Below are 24434 nucleotides of genomic sequence, written 5' to 3'. Positions count from 1 at the left end.
TACTTTATTACTAGTAAAGTCTACCGGCTTTGTTAAGGTCTGTTGACCTTTGCGGATTAAAATTTGCTCAAACTAGGGGCGGTTTAATCACGGCGCGAGGTTTGTAACCTAGTGGGCTAAGTAAAAACCGAGCAAAGCTTCCGCGTCCTGCTCACGCCCCTTACCTACATCCATGTAGGCAACAAAGAGTAAATCGCCCCTAGGCAGAATCCTTCGGGCAGCGCCTGTTTGGCATTGATGCTGCGTTATCGCCTATTTATGGGGAATAACCACACCACATAGGCTCTGCCTTGCCTAAATACCAAACAGACTGCTGCAAATTTAACCTTGAAAGGTCAACAGACCCTAGTATGGTTTAAAAGTGTTCGTCTACTTAGTAGCAATAAATTGTACGATAAAGACAAGGAGTTTTTTGAGCATGTTAAGCGCTCTCATGGTTAGGTTTAGCATTTTTATATGCGCTTTTACTCTGCTATTTAGTAACGTTACTTTTGCGCAAGAGCATTGCCAGCTCAGTGTAAGAGCAACAAACACATCGGTGTCTTTGTCCAAAGAAGTTGTCTCAAATATTAAGCTTAAAAACGGTATCAATCATCTCGAATTAAGCTGTAACTTAAACCAAGGCGGGGTGTTTTCATTTACTCGTCCTGCACTTAAAGACTTTTCGTGGCAGCAAAATTCAGTATATAAAATACCTTTAAAAACCAATCAGATGGCAATTTTAATGGACCCAGGCGTTTTTACTGCCCAGCTTACGGTTACTACCTCAGCAGCTTATACCCCACGCTTTACTTGGTCAGATACACAGCCTTTTGTCGAAAAAATTCAACGCTACAACCTTATTTTTGGCATTTTTTATGGTCTTTGCGCCACGCTTATTTTTTATGCACTAATTATAGGGCACGGCATAAAAGACCCTCTTTTTAAACTGTATGGCATTTATATTTTTTGCATCGCTAGTTTTATATTCTTTCAAGAAGGACAGCCTTATTTATTTACACAGCAGTACTACTCTGTGTACGTAAGCCATCTTTACACGTTAAGTATTGGCTTAACTATAATCAGTGCTACATGGTTTATGAGCGCACTATTGGAGCTACCTAAATACTTTCCAAAGATAAGCAATACATTAAAAGTTGCCGCCTTATGCGTACTGACTTTGTGCTTACAAAAAATAGCCCTCGATCTGCCACTAATAACCAATATTACCTCTGCAGTAACCGGCTATTTATCATTATTTATTGTCATGACTATTTTTATCCTCAGCGCGATACAAACAAAGTACGGTGTTAATGAAGCAAACTTGGTATTTATAGCACTGGCAAGTGTGTTTATTAGTATGGTGTTTAGAGTACTACTAACCGATTACAGCCCGTTCATTCAACGCTATAGATTTGTTATTGCGTTTACAATTGAATCTTTATTACTAGCTATTGCCGTCGGCAGACGAATTCAAAGGTTAAGTTATGCAAAAAAACAAGCTGAACGACACGCTAACTTTGATCACTTATGCCATATATACAATCGTCGCGGTTGGAGCTTAAAAGCAAACGACTTACTAGCAGAGCACAAGCAACGAGGAGGCGTTTTATGTTTTTTATATATAGATTTAGACCGTTTTAAAGCAATTAATGATACTTATGGTCATGATGTGGGCGACAAAGTACTGTGCAAAGTTGCAGAGTCACTTAGTCAACATATGCGCACTGAAGATGCCGTTGGTCGCTTAGGAGGCGATGAATTTGTGGCCATGGCATTATTTAATAGCAACGAAAAAATTAACCAGCGAGTTAACACCCTAGAGCAACAATTAAACCAGTTAACTATAGAGCATCAGGGCCATACCATTTCCATTTACGCCAGTGTTGGGCAAACTAGCTATACTCAGCCACCTGATAACTTAGACACAGTTTTAAAAGCGGGTGATGAAGCGATGTATAAACAGAAATTACAAAGAAAGGCGAAGCAGGCTGAAAAAATGGTAGTCCCCGCTATTTAAAAACATAAAACATGAGCTAGTCAATAAGACTAGCTCAGCTACAGTCTAATCCTTTTTAAATAGTACCTCAGGATTAACCATGGTTTTCATTTCGAGCACGTTACCGTTAGGATCTTCAATAAAAAAGGTTTCTTGCTCAAACTCATCACCTACAAAACGGCGGTAAGGCTTATCTAGATATTCAAGGCCGGCATCTGCAATACGTTTTTTTAACGCTTGAAATTCATCTTCAGATAAATGAATGCCAAAATGCGGTACAGCTACAGCGCCCATATCAACATCATGACGCACCGTTGGTAAGCGCTCTGTGCTTTGATGAAGCGTTAACTCGTTACCCCAAAAATCAATGTCTACCCATCGCCCAGCTTCACTATTACCCGTTTTACAACCAAGCACGTCACAATAAAACGCTTTCGCTTTTTCAAGATCACCAGCTGGAATAGCCAAATGCAAACAGTTAGACATAAATTACCTTAGGTTATAACTTTTAATATATGAAATATGCTGCATTATACATAATTTGTAATTTATAGAACATTAACGGCATTATTTTTAGTCATTCATTGCGTACATTTAATTTAAAGCCACGGTTATTTGCTCTTTTGGGGGCCATATATCGCTTTTAGTCTTAAATCGTCGATTTTAACTATTAAAGCTAAAACTGAACCTTTATGATGTGCGCCTTATGACTAAATTCATACTTTTAAAATTCATCACCTTTTTTATCGGCTGCTTGTCGTGCTTTATAATGCATACCACATTGGCATTACCTATTGTTGTGTCTGCTGCTTTAACAGGCCTTATCGGCTCATTTATTCCGTTTCCTGCACGTTATCAAAATCACCCTTATGCCTCCATTTATGCAGGTAGTTTTGCCGGTATGTGTTCCACCAGCTTAATTAGCAACTATTGGGAAATCGCTATTATTTCTGCCATTGGCGCTGTTTTATATACACTGACACTTAATGTATTTGCAGGATTTGGCGGACGATTAGGCAGTATTGCATTTGCCAGTGTAGCCCTGTTTGTTTTAGCTAAAGGATTGCTGATATGACTATTACATACCCAGTATTAGCCTTGGCTGGTGCTTTTTTTACCTTTTATTTAGCAAAGCATAACCGCTTTGATGCTATAAGAGCCTCAGCTGCACTCTCAATTATTGCCTATCTGATTTTTGCACAGCTGAGCCTCAACGCAGAACTCTATAGTATCGTTTTTTTTGGCGGCACCTTTATTGGCATGAGCGCCCCTCACCGCTTTGGTGTTTATACGCTTGCCAGTTCAGCAATTATATTTTCATTGTTTTTTGCCTATTTGGTTCCCATTCTTGATGGCTTTGGTGGCGCTTTGGGAATTAGTGCATTTTTATCCGTGTGTATTTGCCACCTTTTTATTTTACTGGGTGCGCCTCGCAGTAAAAAAACTAAAATTTAAGACTTACTTGAATAAAAGTTCAATTAAATCTTACACCTATTAAATCGTACAAAAATAACGCTCCTTTTTTGATCAATACAGAGCTTGGCTACGTAAAGTTCACAAAACCGTAACACTGTAACATTCAATTAAAGGAAAATTATGAATAAAGTATTTAAGCTCGGTGCTATCATACTTCCCTTGTTACTCATTCAAGGTTGTAGTAGCGACGACGATAACAACGCCCCTGTCACTGTAGATCCACAACCAGCCGTTTCTGTTTTTGATGCCGCACAGGACTCTGGAGAATTCACTACCCTTGTTGCAGCTTTAGAAGCAACAGGTCTAGATGAAACACTAGACGATTTAACTAACAGCTATACCGTTTTTGCTCCTACTGATGATGCATTTGCGTTATTAGGTGAAGAAACTATCAATAATTTATTAGCTGATCCTGATACTTTAAGCTCAATTTTAACTTACCATGTGATCTCTGGCAGAGTAGATGCGCAAGCAGCAATTGGTTTGGCTGGGTCAACCGTTGAAACGGTAAACGGACAAAGTATTGCACTGTCTTTAAATGGTGAAAGCTTATTAGTTAATACCAGCACGGTAACAATGACCGACATTAAAACCGACAACGGTATTATTCATGTTATTGATGCAGTACTTACACCAAAAACGGTGTCAGAAACACCGCCAACCAACAATATTGTTGAAACAGCTCAACAAGCAGGCGACTTTAGTACTTTGCTTGCCGCACTTGACGCTGCAGGCTTAACATCGGCACTGGCGGATACGTCGAAAGAGTTCACCGTTTTCGCTCCAACCGACGCTGCATTTGAAGCAATTGGTAGTGGTTTTTTAAATTCACTGCTGGCAAACCCAACCGTTTTAGCGGATGTTTTAAAGCAGCATGTACTTGTTGGGTCCGTTGATTCAGTCACTGCAATGTCTTTAAACGGCCAATCAGCTGAAACGCTATTAGGCAATACACTTCCGATTGCGATAAACGCAGATACAAATATGTTGTCGTTTGGCGGTGCAAACATCATTGTTAAAGATATTATGACTTCTAACGGTGTTATCCATGTAATCGATTCGGTTATTGTTTCTGATGTAACCTTACCGCAAAGCGCAGGAACAATTGCTGATATAGCCAGTGCAAATGGTAACTTTACTACACTTCTTGCTGCGCTAACGGCAACAGGCTTAGATACGTTAGTTGCTGATCCAGATAACACTTTTAGTGTATTTGCTCCTACGGATGATGCATTTGCAGCGCTCGGTCAGGATACAATTAATGCGCTGTTAGCTGATACAGATACACTTCGTGATATCTTGCTTTACCATGTATTCCCTGACGCCACTGTTTTATCTGATGACGCTGTAGCCATTGCTAATAGCAATAGTAACAAAGTAGAAATGGCCAATGGCGACATGGCTGCTATTTCTCATGTGAATAGCTCGCTATTTATCAATGATTCGGCAATCACAGAGGCAAATGTAACCGCTAGCAACGGCGTTATTCATGTATTAAATAAAGTGATTATGCCACCGGCTGAAGTCGGCACACCGACTAAAACTATTGCAACAGTTGCCACAGAAACGCCTGCATTATCTACATTAGTAACAGCACTGCAAGCAGCAGGGTTAGTTGATACGTTTAACGATACAACTCAATCATTTACTGTATTTGCACCAACAAATGCGGCATTTAGTAAAATCCCTTCCGCTGATTTAGATGCCTTATTGGCTGACACCGCTGCACTAACAGGTGTTCTGACTCAACACGTATTAGGCGCTCAAGTTGGAAGTACCGATGCATTTGCAGCCAATGGTAAAATGGTCACTACACTTGCTGATAATATGCTAAGCGTAAACGTGGTAGATTTTACCAGCACCGAAAATACAGCAACAGACAGCGTAGCTTATGATGCAACAAATAATAGTTTAGTAACGGGTATGGCCAACGCAATGCCTGGTAAAACCGTGTATGTATTTGATAACGACTTAGGTGAGGCAATGAGCGTATGTGAAGCAGCTTGTGCAACAACGTGGCCACCCGTGTTAGGCACTGCGGAGTCTATCGAAAATATTCCGGGTTTATCATTGATTGCTCGCTCAGATGACAGCATGCAAGTCGCTTACCTTGGCCGCCCTTTATATACCTTCTCAGGTGATACGGCAGCTGGTCAGAATAATGGTCAAGCTGTGAACGATATTTGGTGGCAAGTAAGCTTACCGGCTACATCACTACAAGTAGCTGGCAGCAATGTAACAACCACTGATATTTACACTAGTAATGGCGTTGTACACTTAATTGATACAGTGATCACAACGGCCAAATAACTAAATTTTACTGTGAGATAAGCCAGGAGTGATGCTATTTGCTTCTGGCTTTTTTTATATAAAAATAGGCTTACTTATTACTACTTTGAGAGCTTGTTGGGTAGCCAAACAACACGTTTAACTTGGCTTTTAACCCTTTAGCTTGGTAAGTACTTTTAAATAAATACTGCCACTGATGAAAAGTGATTTTGATTGGGTTATTACTGTTTAATTGACCAATAATGCCGTATTTACAGGGCTTGTTTTCATCCTCTTCTACATAAGTGCCAAATAATTTATCCCAAATAATTAAAACGCCAGCGAAGTTTTTATCTAAGTAGCCATTATTTATAGCGTGGTGCACCCGATGATGCGATGGGGTATTAAATAATGCTTCAAACCAACCGAGCTTTTTTACCACTTGCGTGTGTACAAAAAATTGATAAGCCAAATTAAGTGCCACCACCGCAAAAACAATCACAGGCTCAAAGCCTATTAATATCATCGGCAACCAAAATAGCCACATTCCCGCCAGCGGATACATTAAACTTTGCCTAAATGCCGTGGTAAAGTTCATTTTAGTAGAACTATGATGCACTACATGAGCGGCCCATAACCAATGAATATGATGTGATGCACGATGAAACCAATAGTATAAAAAGTCTTGCAGTAAAAAAGCGCCTAATACAGTAAATAGCGTCAATTCAATATCAAATAGCCGAAACTGATACAACCAATAAAAAAACGGCATTAATAATAATAACGCAATGGCATCAGCGCCTTGATGTAATAAAGCAAGTAACGCGTTGGCTAAGCTGTCTTTTATATCGTAGTAACGTCTAAATTTTATAAACTCAACCCCTACAAACAGCAAAAAAATAGGGCTCAGTGCCAATAAAATAATTTCAATGCTCATGATGTTTCTCCTGAAAATAGCTGGCTATTTTTTTAAGTGCTTGGCTAACATCTTTTTTTATAAAAAAAGCCAGTATAAAATTGGGTAACCACAAAGGCGCAATGCAACGAATATGGTAGCTGATCTCGGTGAGTGATGGCTGAGTATTATTGGCTTTTAAGTAAATATCACCACGGTGCTGTGCAACGGGTTTATCCCCTAAAATGCGGTAACAAATGTGGCTATTATCGGCCGTTATTATTTGCTCCTTAAATGTTGTACCTTGCATTTTTATTTGTCTAATGGTGCCTTTTCCACCACTTATTTCACCAAAGTCTTGCGGTGTTAACACTTCAAACTGCGCATTAAAAAAGCGCCCCAAATCAGCATGCGCTAATAATAAGGTGCGTAATTGTTCAGGCGTTGCTGCCACACTATGTTTAACGTTTATCTCAATCATTGTGTGCCCCCTATTATTTTTATAGATCTCTAGCATATAAAAATATTGCATGGCAAACTTGCGATTAGATGACTATTTTTTAGCTTTAGGCGACAAATGAAAACCTTAGCCGATCATTACTTTTCTAGCTGTTTGGATTATCTTCAAAGCACAGGATTAGATAGCCAAGAGATACTAACTGCCATTGAATTTGATGAATATACAAATAAGCAAACACAACAATTAGCGCCTCGTATTAGCTTAAAAAGCTATAATGCGCTGCTTAGTTATGCACAGCAAACGCTAAATGACTCCTTATTCGGGTTTGAATTAGGAAAACAAATACGTACCGCTGATTTTGGTATACTTGGGTATTTAATTGAATCGAGTACTAATCTAGCCAGTGCCATTACTGCATTACTGAGCTACGACAGCCTAGTGGCTAACATAGGGCGTGCTGAGTTTGAACAGCAACAAACACTTTGCAAGATAACCTGGTTAGCCGATCCACAGTGCAGTCCACAGGCCGTATTACGAAATATGACCGCGTGGGTAAGTGTTATACGCCAACTGCTTAATCTTCAGCTTTCGCCTAGTTGCGTTTATTTTACAGCACATTTTTCAGACAGTGAGTTACAACAATTAGCGCAATGGTTTAATTGCCCAGTAAAAGCTGGCGCTAACTTTAATCAAGTAGAGTTTCCAAGTAGTTACTTAACCCTTCCTTTTAAAACCGATAACTCCCAGATTAACGCTGTGCTAAAGCAAATGTCAGAGCAACAGCTATCCCAGTTTAAAAGTCAGCAATTATTAACAGAAAAAATTAATCATATTTTAATGGCTAAATACGATTTGCAGGACTGCTCACTGATCAGAGCGGCTAGTGCTTTAAATATGACCCCGCGCACAGTGCAACGTCATCTAAAGCAAGAAAACACCAATTTTGCCGCGCTTCTTGAGCAAGAGCAAAAACGCCGTTTGTTAACATATATTCCTCATTATTCGCTAAGCAGTATTGCAACTATGTTGGGGTTTAATGATCAAAGCTCTTTTAATCGCGCCTTTAAGCGCTGGTATCAATGCTCACCTCGTCAATTTATAAATAACAATAATTAAACAATTTGATTACCTAAAAAACACATTTAACGTGTACCTTTTTATTGATTTTATTTACACTAGCCTCATGTATTGCTTTAAAGACAATTATTTATGCGTTTGCGTATGATGTTAACTGTTTTTGTATTGGTTTTTTATAGTGCGGTCTGTCACGCAAACCCGGTTACCTTCTTCTCTTCACTTTGCAGCAAGTAAGCAGCTTAACCCGCAAACAGCGAAAATTATTACTGATAGATTAAACGCGATAAAAGAAAGCGGTGAATACCAACAAATTTTAAATAAATGGCAGCTCCCTATTCCAACGCGCCTTTAGTCTTGAGTAGGTAAAACGCCTTGCGTTAAGTAATTTTTCAATGAAGTAAACAAAGGTGAAGGTAAGTTATTAATATCGCACCAACGCCACTGTAAACATTTGTTAGGCTCTTTATTCACAGGCTCGCCACCTTCATACTTTGCCCGTACATATAAAGTAATATAGTGCTTGTTCTCGGCGCTAAAAATATCGTTGGTAAAATCGAGTTTACGAATATTAGTAACAGTAAGCCCTGTCTCTTCTGCTACTTCGCGCACTGCACATTGCTCAACCGTTTCACCAAATTCTAAATGCCCCCCAGGGGTTGCCCAGGTATTTGCACCATGTGCGCCTATTCGCTCACCGAGTAAAATTTTATTATCATGCATTACTATCACTGCAACGCCTACTCTGACAACTTGATTCATTATTACCACATTAAATAGTTCATCATTTTTATATGTTACCTCATTTAAGTCATCAAACTAGTTGTTAGTTCGTTATAAACCATAGCGTTAGCTAAAAACCAAACAACTCGTTCATTATTTAACCGACCATAGTCGAATATCACTCCTGATAAAAAGCGCTTAGTTTTAAATAAAGTTATATTAAATTTTGCTCAGGAGCCTTTATGTCAGGTGAATACAAACAACATTACAACGAGTTTAAACAAAACCCGGCAGCGTTTTGGTTATCGCAAAGTAAACGTCTCCCTTGGTACCAGGCTCCCGAAACAGCTTACACACAAGATGAAAACGGTTTATATCACTGGTATGCCGATGGCCAACTTAATAGCTGCTTTTTAGCGGTAGATCAGCATGTTATTGCCGGCCATGGTGATGAAACAGCGTTAATTTATGACTCACCCGTAACCAATACCGCGCGCAGCTACAGTTACTTTGAACTGCAACAAGAAGTCGCTAAATTCGCAGGAGTAATGCAGTCTTTAGGCGTAACAAAAGGCGACCGCGTGGTTATTTATATGCCCATGATCCCCGAGGCTGTAATTGGCATGTTAGCCTGCGCCCGCATCGGCGCTATTCATTCGGTCGTATTTGGCGGGTTTGCAGCGCATGAGCTTGCCGTAAGAATTGATGACGCCAAGCCTAAGTTAGTACTCAGTGCTTCTTGCGGTGTAGAAGTGAATACCGTAATTGAATACAAAGAGTTACTTGATAACGCGCTCGAATCAGCCTCGTATAAAGTAGAAAATTGTATAATTTATCAGCGTGAGCAAGTAACTGCACCACTTATGCCTGAGCGTGATATTGACTGGGCTGTTGCAATGCAAACAGCTACTGGCGTTGATCCCGTTCCGGTAAGTGGCGATCACCCGCTTTATATTTTATACACGTCAGGCACAACGGGTACTCCCAAGGGGGTTGTTCGTGAAAATGGCGGCCATGCCGTGGCCATGCATTACAGCATGGAAACCGTATACGGAATGAAACCCGGTGACGTGTTTTGGACCGCTTCGGATATTGGTTGGGTTGTAGGCCATTCGTACATAGTGTATGCACCGCTTATGTACCGCTGCGCCACTATTTTATTTGAAGGTAAACCAGTTAGAACCCCAGATGCCAGTGCATTTTGGCGAGTGGTTGAACAGTATAAAGTAACGGCTTTATTTAGCGCACCAACGGCCTTTAGAGCGATAAAAAAAGAAGATCCCAATGCCGATGGGTTTAAACAATACGATACTTCAAGCCTGAAACGCTTGTTTTTAGCAGGCGAGCGCTTAGATCCTCCCACCTACGATTGGCTCAAAGAAAAAACAGGCCTACCTGTGCTTGATCATTGGTGGCAAACAGAAACTGGTTGGGCGATAGCCTGTAATCCTGTCGGCATTGAGCACCTACCTACAAAAGCAGGCAGTTCAACGGTTGCGACTCCTGGGTTTGACGTACGTATTTTAGATATGAATGGTGACGAATGCGCCCCCAATGAACAAGGTGCAGTCGTTATTAAACTGCCCTTACCGCCAGGATGTTTACCCACTATTTGGCAAAATACCGAGCGCTTTAAAGCCGGTTATTTAAGTGAATATGAAGGCTATTATCTTTCTGGCGACGGCGGTTATATTGATGATGAAGGCTACCTATTTATTATGGGCCGCACCGATGATGTTATTAATGTAGCGGGACATCGTTTATCAACCGGTGAAATGGAAGAAATTGTAGCCGCTCATCCCGCGGTTGCTGAATGTGCCGTATTTGGTGTTAATGATGCGCTCAAGGGTCAAAACCCCATGGCCATGGTGGTATTAAAAAATGATTTTCATGGCTCGCATAAAGAAGTAGAGCAGCAATTGGTGCAAACCGTGCGTAATCAAATCGGCGCTATTGCGTGTCTTAAAAACATTATGTGTGTAGAGCGCTTACCAAAAACACGCTCAGGTAAAATTTTACGCAAAAACTTACGTCAACTTATTGATGGTGAAGAACTACAAATTCCATCAACCATTGACGATCCGAGTATTTTTGAGGAGTTAACTCTGCAACTTGCTGAAAATAAAATATAAATATTATTTTTAAAACGTCTATTTAAGCGCGGCTTAAATAGACTTTTCTCGCCCCATCTGCTTAACTAGATTTCATTAAATAGATGAAACTCACGCAAATAAATCTCTTGGGAATATAAATGACTGAAATACGATCGCAGCTGCGAGAATTTTTACTACAATGGTTTAGTCTTTATTTTCCTGGGAGTGCGCATTTATGGTACAACATATTAGTACTGTGCTGGGTTGGCTTATTTGCGCTCATATTGCACCTCATCTTAAGGTCAGTTTCAAAACGACTACTTAAAGGCCGCTTTAGTGATAAAGTTGTTCAAACCGATACCCACACGCCTGCCGACTTAGCGCTTAAATTAACACGTAATATTTCCTTTGTTTTACAAGGTGCAGTGGTTGTTATACAAACAAGGCTCTGGGTTCCAGAAGGAACGGCTTTTTTACATATCATTGAGATGTTTACTGATCAGTGGATCATTTTATTTGCACTGCTCTCGCTGTTCTCTTTGCTCAATATTTTTCAAGCAATATCTGACAGGCAACCCATTGCAGCTCACTTTCCATTACGTGGTTTTTTACAAACAATTAAACTGATCGCCAGCGTATTAACCGGTATTTTAGCGATTTCATTATTAATGAATAAATCCCCGTTAATATTACTCAGTGGTTTAGGTGCGCTATCGGCTGTACTGCTACTGGTGTTTAAAGACGCTATTTTAGGGCTGGTGGCCGGTATTCAGCTTTCAGCAAACAATATGCTTGCGGTTGGTGATTGGTTAGAAATGCCCAAATACGGCGCTGATGGCGATGTGATTGATATAGCCTTGACCACAGTTAAAGTAAGAAATTGGGATAAAACCATTACCACTATTCCAACCTATGCGCTAATTTCTGACTCATTTAAAAACTGGCGCGGTATGTCAGAATCCGGTGGGCGGCGCATAAAACGGAGCATTCATATAGAAATGAGCAGTGTGCGCTTTTTAGATGAGCAAGAGATCACCGCGCTGAAAAAAGCAGATTTATTAAGTCACTACCTCGAAATTACCCTACCGGCTATTAACGAGCAAAATACCACGAAAAAAATAGATATGAGCTGTACGTTAAATGGTCGTCGGCTCACTAACGTTGGCACATTTCGTCATTATTTAGTCGCGCTATTAAAACAGCATCCACATATTCATCAGGGAATGACACTGATGGTAAGGCAGCTAGAGCCAACTAAAAATGGCTTACCCATTGAGATTTATGCATTTACCAATACAACTAATTGGGGTGAGTATGAAAATATTCAGTCAGATATATTTGACCATATATTAGCGATATTACCCGCCTTTTCGTTACGCGCCCATGAGGCACCAACAGGGAACGATATTCGTCAACTAATTAAATAATCACTAAATCCGTTTTAATTGTGCTATTAACCACTGGTGAATATCGCTGTTATTTGAACGTGGATGCCACGCTGCAATCACCTTAAATGGCGGTGGTAATAATTCAACTTCAAGCTGTTTCACTTTGGCGTTTGGCAGTAAACGCGATGGGTAAAAAGCAATTAAGTCAGTACTGCAAAGCAAATCGGGGACAAATGAAAAGCCAGGCACTGACATAACTATATTGCGCGCATAGCCCTTATCAGCAAACCATTGGTCGTGAGAGCCTCTTAAGTTAGCACGTGACGCTGAAACCACTAATTGAGGGTGTGCCGCCACTTCAGCAAGGCTCAACGTCGATGAAGAAAACACCGTGTCTTTCCCCGCAATACAAATATGTTGTTCTTCAAATAATGTGTCATAGATTAAGTTTGTAGGGATAAATTCAGGAAAACTAATTAATAAATCCAGCTCTCCTGCACTTATTAATTGATTAACATTATCAGAGGCAAAGTCACGAATAATCAGCTTTAATCCTGGCGCTTCGCGTCTTGTTATTTCTAATAATTGTGGCAAAAGAGCTGCTATAGCGTAATCAGTCGCACTTATTGTAAATACGCCCTTGTAGCTACTTGGGATAAATTGTTTAGGTATTAATAACGCTTCTACCTGAGTTAATATTTGATTAATGGGCTTCTCTAGTGCAATTGCTTTAGGTGTTGCAACCATTGTATTGCCTTGGCGAATAAAAAGCCGATCGTCAAATAAGTCACGCAATTTTCGCAGCTGCTCACTAATAGCCTGCTGGGTTAAGCCCATTTTGCGGGCCACATCCGACACATTTTTTAGTTTAAGTAATGCACTCAATATTCGTAATTGTTTTATATCAAGCCGAGATATACCATTCATAATTGTATCTTAAACAAAAAAGCATTGTTTCAAATTGTACCTTTTAACCCCTATGCTCACCAGCATTGTAATTGGCGCTAAACAGCATTATTAATTTAAAAGGTATTAAAATGAGTCAACCAAGTAAAAATATCGACAGTCTATTTTCATCAATCAATTTAGGCCCATACACACTTAAAAACCGTATTGTAATGCCGCCACTTACACGTTCACGTAGCACGGTTCCTGGCAATATCCCCAACGAGGTGATGGCCACATATTATGCACAGCGTGCTAGTGCTGGTTTTATGGTTACCGAAGGCACTCAAATTGAACCAAGAGGACAAGGGTATGCCTGGACACCAGGCATTCATTCTAATCAACAAATAGCTGGTTGGAAAAAAGTAACTGATGCAGTACATGCAGAAGGTGGAATTATTTTTGCTCAACTTTGGCATGTTGGCCGCGTTTCACACACCAGCTTACAGCCTAATGAAGCCAAACCTATTGCCCCCTCAGCTCTAATAGCTGATAGCGTTAAAGTCTTTATTGAAACAGGACCGGCTCAAGGCGCTTTAGCCAACCCAAGTGAACCACAAGCTTTAACAACCGATGAAGTAAAAGAGCTTGTTGGCATGTATGCACAAGCTGCTCGTAATGCGCTAGAAGCGGGGTTTGATGGCGTAGAACTGCATTGTGCTAATGGGTATTTAGTAAATCAGTTTATTTCTGAGCACACCAATAAACGAGATGATGAATACGGCGGATCTCTTACTAATCGCCTGCGCTTTTTAAAAGAAATTGTCGCGGCAGTAAGTGACGTAGTAGGCCCTGAGCGCTTAGGGGTTAGATTTGCGCCCTTATTTAGCAGTACTGATGAAACCCGTGTTTATTTAGGGTTAGTAGAATCAAACCCGCATCATACCTACATTGAAGCGATTAAAGTACTTGAACAAGCCGGTATTGCTTACCTTTCAATTGCAGAAGCTGATTGGGACAATGCTCCTGATTTACCAGAGCTATTTTATCAAGCAGCTAGAGCTGAATTTTCTGGGCGTATTATTTACGCTGGTAAGTACACTGTTGAAAAAGCGGTGGCGATGTTAGCTAAAGGCTTCGGTGATTTATTTGCTTTTGGTCGCCCTTTTATTGCAAACCCTGATTTACCAGCGCGCATAAAAAATCAATGGCCATTAAATGAAGCCGATGCAGCCACTATGTATGGCGGGACTGAGCAAGGTTACAGTGACTACCCTTACTACAAAAACGATTAATTAATAGGCCATGGATGGCCTTATTCAATGTTAAAACGCTTTTTACATCGTCTCCCACCTTGTTGTATTTAATCTACTCACTATTTTTACATTTACTAAAATGTCATACATTTGGTTAAAAAATGTCGATAAAAAGCATTAAAGTTAGTTTTAAAGTATTGCTTTTAAATAATTAACAAGCATTAAAGTAGTAATATTTTTTAATGTCAATACAATAAGCTTTTATTTTTTTAGGCATCGGTCTTTGGAGCATGGGTTGTTAAAATTAGCAGGAGTTAAATCAACTTCTTTGAGTCTTTTAGCCGTGTATGGATTATTTTTGTTATTAACTCAATTTCAAACCCAATGGCAAAGTAAGCTCTCTCTTATTAATAATCTTGTTTATCCATTACTGATTATTACCGCTATATTTGCCACTCAGTTTAATCGAAGTCGAGTCGCTATTTTGTGCGCATTTTGGTTACTTTATTTATGTTCACTTGAGTATGCTTTGCCGTGGTCAAGTTGGCTTAAAACGCAATCTGACTGGGTTTTATTATGCGCTGCAAGTTTATTAATGTTGTTAGCCGTGATAAAAGATCGCGCACTTTTATCAATACACACTGCGACCCGAACCTTATTAATTATTCTATGTGGCGGCGCAGCGTTTGTGTGGCTGGCACTGAGTCTGCATTTACAAGGGCTATCATTACAACCTTATGTTTATACTCAACTGCTTCCTTATTTACCCATAGCTTTACCACTGTCGCTCATTGGTTGCTTACTCATTTGGCAAAGCGTAAGAACACATAACCTGACGCAAACGGCGTTACTCATTACTTTTATTGTGTGGTGCCTTAACCAACAACATGTTATTGATTTTCCTTGGTCTGTCATTGCTGTACTTATGGCTTCTCTGTATTTATTAGCGGTGAGTACCGACTCTTATTATTTAGCTTACAGAGACGATTTAACGAGCTTACCAACGCGCCGCGCACTTAATCAGCTTGCTCTATCATTAGGGCGAAAATACACCGTTGCTATGCTCGACATTGACCACTTTAAAAAATTCAACGACACCTATGGCCATGATATTGGCGACCAGGTACTTAAGCTAGTGGCAGCAAAAATGAGTGGCGTTAAAGGCGGTGGCAAGATTTACCGTTATGGCGGAGAGGAATTTACCGTTGTATTTCCAAGAAAAACAGCTGAGCAGTCAATTCCTGAACTCAAAACACTGCGTCAAAATATTGCAACTTACGACATGGTGATCAGAAACCCAAAACGCACAGATAAAAAATCTCGCAAAGGTAAACAGCCAAGCGACAATAAAACAGTGAACGTGACTGTTTCTATTGGCGTAGCACAAAGAACAGCAAAACAAAGCTTTGACGAGGCTTTAAAAAATGCTGATTTAGCGCTTTATAGAGCTAAAAAGAAAGGCAGAAACAACGTAAGCGAATAATGATTTTGTAACGTGGTACGCTAACGTTTAGTTATAGCATGCCCAAAGGCAACTAATTTTATCTGCAAACTATTGCTTTTCAATCACCGCTTTTAAATTATTTAACGCGGAGACCGAAAAGCCACGGTCGTAAAAGTAAATAATTTTGCCACTCTCATCAAGCAGTATTACGCGGCTGTTATTCGGGTTTTCGTTACCAGTAAATGCCTGAACCTTATCGCCATCTTTGTAAATTGTGATCACCCCACCCCACAACTCTTTTGGGATCCCTTTGCGCATACCGCTATCAATTAAGGTACTAAACATGCGAGGAACCATACCCTGAATAGTGGGCAACTCATAAGCGGTCACATTCACTGCGCTCATATCTAAACCAATAAGCCAACGATCAATATCAAACTGGCTATCTTGTTTATAACCAATTAACAGCAACGTATTGGGGTTGTTAAAGTCCTCAGGAATGGTGAATGACTTTTGCTCTAAGCTTTCTCCCGTCACAGTAGGAAATTGCTTACCAAGTAGTGCTTGGTTTGGGTATTGGGTTGAACACCCACTAACCACTAAAACCATCACCAGTGCCATTATTGCCTTTAACATACCTCTACTCCCTCTTTTAAATAAAAACTAAAGTGAACAAATTAACTTATTACCGCGTACTAAGGTTACGATTTTAACTGTAGTTAAGATCTTACTTTCATCTAGTAAACGCCATAAATTAAAGAAAATACAATCATATGGGTTAATTTTTTCAATAATGTGCTCATTCGTTATACTTTAATATTATTACTATATTCATTTTAATTCTATACCATAGCGAAAGCGTATTTTGTTAACGTCTTACAAAGCGTTAAAGTGCCGCGCTAATTCACAGCTATAAAAGAGGGTACTATGTCGCTTGCTGTATTATTAATGTTGGCATTATTTGTCAGTTTGCTGTTCGCGATTTATCTTTTTTCGCAAAAAAGCAGCTCTTTATCTCGTACCGTTTTATTTGGCTTAGTGCTTGGTAGCACCTTTGGCTTAGCCCTACAGTTTTTATTTGCCCACTCTCCAGAGACGATTAAAGAAATACTCAGCTGGGTAAGCGTGGTGGGTAAAGGCTATGTCGGTTTATTAAAAATGATCATCATGCCATTGGTATTAATTTTTATGATTGCCGCAGTGGTAAAGCTCGAAAACCAAGGCTCTTTAGGTAAAATATCATTTATTAGTATTTCTGTTTTACTCTTTACCACAGCAATTGCCGCTTTGGTGGGTATTGCTGTCACCTATGGATTTGACCTCAGTATTGAAGGGCTTGTTTCGGGTACTCGAGAAGCCGCTAGAATGGACACCCTACAAAGCAAAGCTGCGAATGTAGCCGACCTAAGTGTGCCGCAAATGCTACTGAGCTTTATTCCTGAAAACCCCTTTGCGGATTTAAGTAATCAACGTTCAACCTCTATTATTGCCACGGTTATATTTGGTGTACTTGTTGGTATAGCTGCACGTAAAGTAATGCTTGAAAAAACAGAACTTGCTAGCCCAATTCGTAACGGTGTAAACGCCCTACAAGCAACAGTAATGAGCTTAGTTCGCATGGTAATTGCACTCACTCCTTATGGTGTTGCGGGCCTAATGGCAAGCGTTGTGGCAAACTCAAGCAGTAGCGATATTTTAAATTTACTCGCCTTTATTGTTGCCTCGTATGTGGCTATTTTATTAATGTTTGTTGTGCATGGTTTACTGCTTAGCTTAGTAGGTGTTAATCCAAAACATTACTTTGAAAAAATCTGGCCAGTGCTTACCTTTGCTTTTAGCTCACGTAGCTCAGCGGCATCGATTCCTATGAATGTAGATGTGCAAATTAACCAGTTAAAAGTGCCCCCAGCAATCGCTAACTTATCGGCTTCTTTTGGTGCCACCATAGGTCAAAACGGCTGTGCTGGTATTTACCCTGCCATGCTCGCGATGATGGTTGCGCCAAGTGTGGGGATAGACCCACTCACGTTTGAGTTTATTTTACCGCTTATTGGTATTGTGGTTATTAGCTCGTTTGGTATTGCTGGCGTAGGCGGTGGTGCTACTTTCGCAGCGTTGGTTGTATTACCTACCATGGGATTACCTATAGAGGTAGTGGCTTTACTTATTTCTATTGAGCCTTTAATAGATATGGCGCGTACCGCACTCAACGTGTCGGGTGCTATGACCTCTGGTGTGATCACCAGTAAGTTAATGAAAACTCAATAGCATTAAGTTTATTTAATAGCCCAGCCTACGCTGGGCTTTTTTATGCCTATAGCTCTGCAAAGCCTTCTTTGCGTATTTACAATTCATTTATTTAATCGATTAAATTTAATAAATCATTTTTATAGATTGTACTAATCGCTTTATTTCGCACACGGTTTTTACCCTCTTTACTATACTATCCTCACTGCTTAGCCATTCAGGCTTGTTTAACAACAACTTGAATGAAGTATTAGCCTACTGTTTTTTAATGAGTAGGCCCTATTTTTTAATACGCTTTGTATATAACGAAATTCGTTAACTTTAAGGAAGCTGACAATGAAAAACCGATCATTTACAAAAAAAGCGCTTGTTGGATTTATAAGTATGGCACTTATGTCTGGCTCTGCTTTTAGCCAAGAAAAACCACAAATGTCTAAGCCACAAGGTGCTGTAGGCATGGGTGAGGCAAAAATGGGCGCAACCAGAACCAACCAATTTTGGTGGCCAGATCAACTTAACCTATCTCCTCTTCGCGATCATGATCTACGTTCAAACCCTTACGGTGCCGACTTTAATTATGCAGAGGCATTTAACAGTCTAGATTTAGACACTGTAAAAAGTGATATCGACGCTCTACTAACTCAATCTCAAGATTGGTGGCCAGCAGACTTTGGTAATTATGGCCCATTTTTTATTCGTATGACCTGGCACAGTGCTGGTACCTACCGTACGCTTGATGGCCGTGGTGGCGCTGGCGGTGGTCAACAACGTTTTGAACCGCTTAATAGCTGGCCAGATAACGTAAGCTTGGATAAAGCGCGCCGTTTACTTTGGCCAATCAAACAAAAATACGGTGAAGCCCTTTCATGGTCAGACTTAATCGTATTAGCCGGTAATGTTGCCTTAGAAAACATGGGGTTTGAAACCTATGGTTTTGCTGGTGGTCGTACTGACGATTGGGAACCAGACATGGTTTACTGGGGTCCTGAAGTAGAAATGCTTGCCAGCGACCGTGAAGATGCCAGCGGCAAACTAGAACGCCCGCTAGGTGCAACTCACATGGGTTTAATTTATGTAAACCCAGAAGGGCCTAAAGGAGTACCTGATCCAATCGGTTCAGCTAAGAACATTCGCGTTGCGTTTTCTCGCATGGCGATGAACGATGAAGAAACACTGGCACTTATCGCCGGTGGTCACACCTTTGGTAAAATGCATGGTGCGCACAAACCTAAAGACTGTGTAGGTGCAGAGCCTGCTGCAGCAGGTATTGAAGAGCAAGGTTTAGGCTGGAAAAACAAATGTGGTAAAGGCCACTCTGAAGATACCGTATCTAGTGGTTTAGAAGGCGCATGGACACAAGCACCTACCCGCTGGTCATCACTGTACTTAAGCAACCTACTTAACTTTGAGTGGAAACAAACTCGCAGCCCTGCAGGCGCTATTCAGTGGATCCCAACAGATGAATCATTACATAACGCCGTACCTGATGCGCACGTTAAAGGTAAATTTAACCCACCGGTAATGACTACGGCCGATTTAGCGTTAAAATTTGATCCTGAATATCGCAAAATTGCAGAACGCTTTTTAAATGACCCTAAAGAGTATCAACTTGCCTTTGCTAAAGCATGGTACAAATTAACTCACAGAGATATGGGACCACCACGTAACTTTTTAGGTAAAGAAGTACCAAAAGACGACTTAATTTGGCAAGACCCTATTTCAGCAGAAACTCAATCAAACATTGATGCTGGTGCAGTAAAAGAGCTTAAAGCCGCTATTTTAGACTCAAACCTAAGTGTACCTGAGTTAGTACGTGTGGCATGGGCATCGGCTGCCAGTTACCGTGATTCAGATATGCGCGGCGGTGCCAACGGCGCACGTATTGCGCTAGCACCACAAAAGGATTGGGCAGTAAATAATCCAGCAGAAACCGCAAAAGTACTTAAAGTATTAAAAGCGATTCAAGCTGACTTTAACGACAGCTTATTTAGCAAAAGCCATGTATCGCTTGCTGATTTAGTTGTACTTGGTGGTAATGCAGCGATTGAAAAAGCAGCCAAAGATGCAGGCTACTCAGTAGACGTGCCGTTTAATGCTGGCCGTGGCGATGCTACGCAAGCGCAAACTGACGTTAATGCATTTAGCTTATTAGAGCTGCCAGCCGATGGTTTTAGAAACTACTTTGATGCAGAGAAAAGCTATAAATCGCCAACAGAAATGCTGATTGATAAAGCGGATCAGCTTGACCTAACAGTTCCTGAAATGACTGTATTAGTCGGTGGTTTACGTTCACTTGATGCAAACTATAAAGGCACTGACTACGGCGTATTTACTGACAAGCCAGGTACCCTAAATAACGATTTCTTCGTTAACTTATTAGATATGTCGACGGTATGGAAAAAATCGTCAGATGCTGGCATTTATCAAGGCTTTGATCGTCAATCAGGTGAGCAAAAGTACACCGCCACTTCGGTTGATCTGATTTTTGGTTCAAACTCAGAACTACGTGCAGTTGCTGAGGTGTATGCCTTTGATACATCAAAACAAAAGTTTGTAGAAGACTTTGTTGCAGCATGGACTAAAGTAATGAATTTAGACCGTTAATAACCATTAAGTAACACAACCACAGCGCTGCAATTAATTGCAGCGCTTTTTTATTGTAAAGCTACTTTAAAGCAAGCACTCGATCACGCAAGTCATCGGCACTCACATTTTCAGATGCAACCGACTCACCAATCGCTACGCTTACTAACGACCATTTGGGTCTAGGTAGTCGCCACTTGGCTTTTCGGCTAAACATACTGCCCCATAATCCATCTAAATGAACAGGGATAACAGGCACAGGCGTGCGCTGAATTATTTTTTCAATGCCACGGCGAAATACATCAACCTCGCCATCACCGCTGAGCTTTCCTTCAGGAAAAATACCTACTAACTCACCACTTTCCAGTGTTTTAGCGATGTCATCAAAGGCTTTATTAAACGCCTTAGGGTTTGCCTTTTCACTATCGATTGGAATGGCTTTGGCCATTTTAAATAACCAATTAAGTGCCGGTGAATAGTAAATAGGTGCAAATACAACAAACCGAATTGGCCTAGGCGACGCCGCTAAAATAAACATCCAATCAACAAAGCTAACATGGTTACTTACCACTACCGCAGCCCCTTCATCGGGAATGTTAGGCTCGCCTTTAGTGCGCACCCGATACATGCAAATCGCTAAAATATAAATAATAAAGCGTAAAAAGAACTCAGGAACTTTGCTGTATATATAAACCGATATCAGTAAATTAAGCCCTGCTAATAACAACAGTAATTGTGAAATATTCCAGTGTAATAGCGTTAAAGTAACAATACTTAAAACGGCGCTGCCGACCATAAACAGTGCGTTTAATACATTATTAGCTGCAATCACTCGAGAACGGCTATCGGGGTGCGTACGCTGCTGAATGAGTGCATACAAAGGCACGGTATAAAACCCCGAGGCAATACCAATACCTGCCATCCAAACAAAATGCCAGAGCATATCGCCAGTATTAATTACTTGTTCAAGAGTAAGCTGCAACTCACTAACTTGGCGATAAAATTCAATACCAGGCTCTTGGCTTAGTAAATATAAAAATAAGGTAATTAACAGTGCACCAAAAGGCACAATACCTAACTCAATCCGTGAGCGTGATAGCTTTTCACAAAGCAAAGACCCCAATGCAATACTCAACGAAAACACCACTAAAGCAGCCGTCACCACCAACTCATCGCCTCCCATTACATGTTTTACGTAATTAGGGAGCGCCGTTAGTATCACCGCACCAATAAGCCAAAACCAGCTGATCCCTAATACTGACTTACCCACCGACTCGGTTTGTGCCTTAAGCGCATTAAAAACACTTTTGGTTGAAGTAATAGGGTTAATCGATACTTTTAAATTAGCATCATTGGCAGCACTTTTAGGAATAAATCGACTGCTCAAAAAGCCAATAACCGCTAGGCTCACTATTGCGATACTGATATAAATAGGGCCCGCTGCTTGGGTTATATAATAGGTGCCAAATACGGTGCCCAATAAAATAGCGACAAAAGTGCCCGACTCCACCAGCCCATTCGCTTTTGTTAGCTCATTTGGGGCCACATGTTGCGGTAAAATAGAGTACTTAAGCGGTCCAAAAAAAGTGCTTTGTAAGCCCATTAAAAATACAGTACCTAACATTAACCAAACCTGCTCGGTTAAAATCGATACTACGCCCACCAGCATAATAGGAATTTCGCAAAACTTTACGATGCTGATCAGTTTTGATTTTTCCAACTTTTCTGCAATTTGCCCAGCCATGCCTGAAAATAGAAAAAACGGTAAAATAAATAATCCTGCCGCCAAATTAGAATAAAAGGCACCATCAGCTACCGTAGCAGCCTGAAAAATTAAAATAAGTAGGATTGATTGCTTATATACATTGTCATTTAAAGCAGAGAAAAACTGCGTCACAAACAGAGGTAAAAACCGTTTGCTACCCAGTAAAGATCCTTGAAATTGTTGTTTATTTTCCTTCATTACGGTCTCTTAAAATTAGCTTCAGGGCTTAGATTACCACTGTGGAAAAGAAATACGAACCCACTTTTTAAGTACGTGCTCAAACATATATTTAAATAAACAAAATAGCTAACCCAATAAAAATGACTAACAAATGAACAATGCGACTAAATCAATCGTATAAGTTGTTTATGAGTTGTAAATAAAACATCTATGTTCTAAACCTAAAAGGTGACTAAAAAAGGAGCATCTTTATGCCAACTACAAACACAATAGACAAAGACACTAAATTCGCACGTTGTTTAGAGTGCAACAAAGTAAATACATTTGCCGCTTTTCATTGGCTTTCGTTAGCGTTTAAAGATATGGCGCGCGCGCCCATGTTGAGTTTAATTTACGGTTTAATCTTCACGCTTATTCCGGTAGCGATTGTTTACTCTGTTGTACTTACCGACAGCCACTTAGCTATTTTACCTGCAACCGTTGCTTTTGCTTTAATCGGTCCGGTATTCGCCGTTGGCCTATACGATGTAGCCTGGGAGCTTGAGAAAGGCCATAAACCTACATTAAGCCATTCATTAAAATCAATGTTCCGTAACCCTGTAGGTGAGTGGGGTTTTGCGGTATTACTCATGGTAATTATGATTATTTGGATGCGCCTAGCTGCAATTGTGCATGCGTTATACCCAAACCATGTAAACCCCACCTTTGAAGAACTTTCGGCGTTTTTAACTATAGGCAGCATTATCGGTGGGATTTTGCTGGTCAGTGTGTTTTCAATTTCTGCATTTACGCCGCAAATTATGATGGAAAGACGCGTTGATATTATGACCGCAGTCGTTTCTTCAATCCACGCAGTTAAAGAAAACTTTGCAGCCATGGTAGTGTGGTCAATTTGTATATTTGTACTAGTAGCGTTGGGCTTTGCTGCAGGTGCCGCTGGATTTATTATTATTATGCCACTACTTAGTTACGCTAGTTGGCATGGATACATTGCTGTTATTAAAACAAAAACACCACGTGGTTATGAATAATATTTACCTGTAGTTTTATCACTTAATTAAATGCTTTTTGGCATTTAATTAAGTGTTGCCTCTTCTCCCTCAGTTTATAAAATCCGTAAAAACCTTGATCTGAATAAGGTGCAAAGCTTAAAAATAGCGCTAATATAAGCTGATACACTACAGATAATATAAAGGAATAAACATGAGTCAAAACGTTACAGACTTAATGACACCGAACCCATTTTCAGTGAACGTAAAAAGCACTTTGCATGACGCACATAATTTAATGAAAGAAAAAAATATTCGTCATATTCCTGTTATCGACGAAGACGGCGCATTTGTCGGTATGCTGACACAAAAAATCATGGTCGCTAAAGTTATGGGGATCATGGCAACGTTTGGTGCAAATGCATTACAACGAAAAGAGAAACTCACAAAAGTAGAAGATATTATGGTGAGTGATTTTATTAGTGTCACCCCAGAGCAGCCGTTATCAGATGTCGTTAAGTTTTTTGTAGATAATCGCCACGGTTGTATGCCCGTTGTTAGCCAGCAGGGTCAGCTAGTGGGTATTTTAACGTCTTCTGATTTTGTGCGTTTAGCGGCAGCACTACTTTCGTAAGCGCCCTTGCTTAGTAAAAACTGCATTTTGGCTTTACTAAGTGCAGTTTTTTACTCGCTTAAAGATGTATAAAATTAATAGCATAGATAGCTAAGT

The 24434-nt window shown here is 40.3% G+C and carries 21 protein-coding genes; 14 read left to right on the top strand and 7 right to left on the bottom strand.

Annotated features, from left to right (window positions below):
- Positions 1 to 433: 433 nt before the first annotated feature.
- Positions 434 to 1999, top strand: a complete 1566-nt coding sequence (locus tag P20311_RS07770) for a diguanylate cyclase (protein WP_238529441.1) — start codon at positions 434 to 436, stop codon at positions 1997 to 1999.
- Positions 2000 to 2044: 45 nt separating this feature from the next.
- On the opposite strand, the gene P20311_RS07765 is transcribed toward P20311_RS07770, so the two are convergent.
- Positions 2045 to 2464: a VOC family protein gene (locus P20311_RS07765; RefSeq protein WP_008111426.1), complete on the bottom strand. Its 420-nt coding sequence runs from the start codon at positions 2462 to 2464 to the stop codon at positions 2045 to 2047.
- 283 nt (positions 2465 to 2747) lie between these two features.
- Here P20311_RS07765 and P20311_RS07760 point away from each other — a divergent pair, with 283 nt between their 5' ends.
- The 3 genes from P20311_RS07760 (at position 2748) to P20311_RS07750 (ending at position 5764) form a co-directional block, all read left to right on the top strand.
- Complete coding sequence (locus P20311_RS07760) at positions 2748 to 3053, top strand: hypothetical protein (protein ID WP_008111425.1); 306 nt, start codon at positions 2748 to 2750, stop codon at positions 3051 to 3053.
- A complete protein-coding gene (locus tag P20311_RS07755; RefSeq protein WP_008111424.1) occupies positions 3050 to 3433 on the top strand; it encodes a hypothetical protein in 384 nt (127 codons plus the stop codon). Before P20311_RS07760 ends, P20311_RS07755 begins: the two co-directional genes overlap by 4 nt.
- A 141-nt stretch (positions 3434 to 3574) precedes the next feature.
- A complete protein-coding gene (locus P20311_RS07750; protein ID WP_008111423.1) occupies positions 3575 to 5764 on the top strand; it encodes a fasciclin domain-containing protein in 2190 nt (729 codons plus the stop codon).
- Between the two features lie 70 nt (positions 5765 to 5834).
- Here P20311_RS07750 and P20311_RS07745 read toward each other — a convergent pair whose 3' ends face one another.
- Complete coding sequence (locus P20311_RS07745) at positions 5835 to 6659, bottom strand: sterol desaturase family protein (RefSeq protein ID WP_008111422.1); 825 nt, start codon at positions 6657 to 6659, stop codon at positions 5835 to 5837.
- Positions 6649 to 7098, bottom strand: coding sequence for an SRPBCC family protein (locus P20311_RS07740; RefSeq protein ID WP_008111421.1), 450 nt, complete (start codon positions 7096 to 7098; stop codon positions 6649 to 6651). The genes P20311_RS07745 and P20311_RS07740 overlap by 11 nt, the downstream gene beginning before the upstream one ends.
- Positions 7099 to 7194: 96 nt before the next feature.
- Here P20311_RS07740 and P20311_RS07735 point away from each other — a divergent pair, with 96 nt between their 5' ends.
- Entirely contained in the window at positions 7195 to 8193 is a 999-nt protein-coding gene (locus P20311_RS07735; RefSeq protein ID WP_008111420.1) for an AraC family transcriptional regulator, read from the top strand.
- Positions 8194 to 8332: 139 nt separating this feature from the next.
- Positions 8333 to 8506 carry a hypothetical protein gene (locus P20311_RS18670; RefSeq protein WP_008111419.1) on the top strand — a complete coding sequence of 58 codons (174 nt, stop codon included), beginning with the start codon at positions 8333 to 8335 and terminating at the stop codon, positions 8504 to 8506.
- Here P20311_RS18670 and P20311_RS07730 read toward each other — a convergent pair.
- Entirely contained in the window at positions 8503 to 8913 is a 411-nt protein-coding gene (locus P20311_RS07730; RefSeq protein WP_008111418.1) for an NUDIX hydrolase, read from the bottom strand. The genes P20311_RS18670 and P20311_RS07730 overlap by 4 nt on opposite strands.
- 203 nt (positions 8914 to 9116) lie before the next feature.
- Between P20311_RS07730 and P20311_RS07725 the strand changes: the two genes are divergently transcribed.
- Together P20311_RS07725 and P20311_RS07720 are read left to right on the top strand one after the other, a co-directional pair.
- Positions 9117 to 11006: a propionyl-CoA synthetase gene (locus P20311_RS07725; RefSeq protein ID WP_008111416.1), complete on the top strand. Its 1890-nt coding sequence runs from the start codon at positions 9117 to 9119 to the stop codon at positions 11004 to 11006.
- Positions 11007 to 11125: 119 nt separating this feature from the next.
- Positions 11126 to 12394, top strand: a complete 1269-nt coding sequence (locus P20311_RS07720) for a mechanosensitive ion channel family protein (protein WP_008111414.1) — start codon at positions 11126 to 11128, stop codon at positions 12392 to 12394.
- A 3-nt stretch (positions 12395 to 12397) separates the two neighbouring features.
- On the opposite strand, the gene P20311_RS07715 is transcribed toward P20311_RS07720, so the two are convergent.
- Positions 12398 to 13282, bottom strand: coding sequence for a LysR family transcriptional regulator (locus tag P20311_RS07715; protein ID WP_008111412.1), 885 nt, complete (start codon positions 13280 to 13282; stop codon positions 12398 to 12400).
- Positions 13283 to 13392: 110 nt separating this feature from the next.
- Between P20311_RS07715 and P20311_RS07710 the strand changes: the two genes are divergently transcribed.
- On the top strand, positions 13393 to 14535 hold the full coding sequence (locus P20311_RS07710) for an alkene reductase (protein ID WP_193371760.1): 1143 nt from the start codon (positions 13393 to 13395) through the stop codon (positions 14533 to 14535).
- 256 nt (positions 14536 to 14791) lie between these two features.
- Entirely contained in the window at positions 14792 to 15979 is a 1188-nt protein-coding gene (locus P20311_RS07705) for a diguanylate cyclase (protein WP_238529440.1), read from the top strand.
- A gap of 69 nt (positions 15980 to 16048) precedes the next feature.
- Here the strand turns inward: P20311_RS07705 and P20311_RS07700 are convergent, their stop codons facing one another.
- Entirely contained in the window at positions 16049 to 16576 is a 528-nt protein-coding gene (locus P20311_RS07700; protein WP_008111407.1) for a hypothetical protein, read from the bottom strand.
- 291 nt (positions 16577 to 16867) lie between these two features.
- Between P20311_RS07700 and P20311_RS07695 the strand changes: the two genes are divergently transcribed.
- Both P20311_RS07695 and katG read left to right on the top strand, forming a co-directional pair.
- The gene (locus P20311_RS07695; protein ID WP_008111405.1) at positions 16868 to 18208 is read left to right on the top strand and encodes an L-cystine transporter; all 1341 of its coding nucleotides are present in this window, start codon (positions 16868 to 16870) and stop codon (positions 18206 to 18208) included.
- A 315-nt stretch (positions 18209 to 18523) separates the two neighbouring features.
- Positions 18524 to 20791, top strand: coding sequence for a catalase/peroxidase HPI (katG, locus tag P20311_RS07690; RefSeq protein ID WP_008111404.1), 2268 nt, complete (start codon positions 18524 to 18526; stop codon positions 20789 to 20791).
- 61 nt (positions 20792 to 20852) lie between these two features.
- Here the strand turns inward: katG and P20311_RS07685 are convergent, their stop codons facing one another.
- A complete protein-coding gene (locus tag P20311_RS07685) occupies positions 20853 to 22733 on the bottom strand; it encodes an MFS transporter (RefSeq protein ID WP_008111403.1) in 1881 nt (626 codons plus the stop codon).
- Positions 22734 to 22966: 233 nt separating this feature from the next.
- Between P20311_RS07685 and P20311_RS07680 the strand changes: the two genes are divergently transcribed.
- Positions 22967 to 23746, top strand: coding sequence for a DUF2189 domain-containing protein (locus tag P20311_RS07680; protein WP_008111401.1), 780 nt, complete (start codon positions 22967 to 22969; stop codon positions 23744 to 23746).
- A 172-nt stretch (positions 23747 to 23918) separates the two neighbouring features.
- Complete coding sequence (locus P20311_RS07675; protein WP_008111399.1) at positions 23919 to 24338, top strand: HPP family protein; 420 nt, start codon at positions 23919 to 23921, stop codon at positions 24336 to 24338.
- Positions 24339 to 24434: the final 96 nt, after the last annotated feature.

It is taken from the genome of Pseudoalteromonas sp. BSi20311 (genome assembly GCF_000239875.1).
In the GTDB taxonomy this organism is placed as follows: domain Bacteria; phylum Pseudomonadota; class Gammaproteobacteria; order Enterobacterales; family Alteromonadaceae; genus Pseudoalteromonas.
This window is presented reverse-complemented; position numbering and strand designations above follow the sequence as displayed.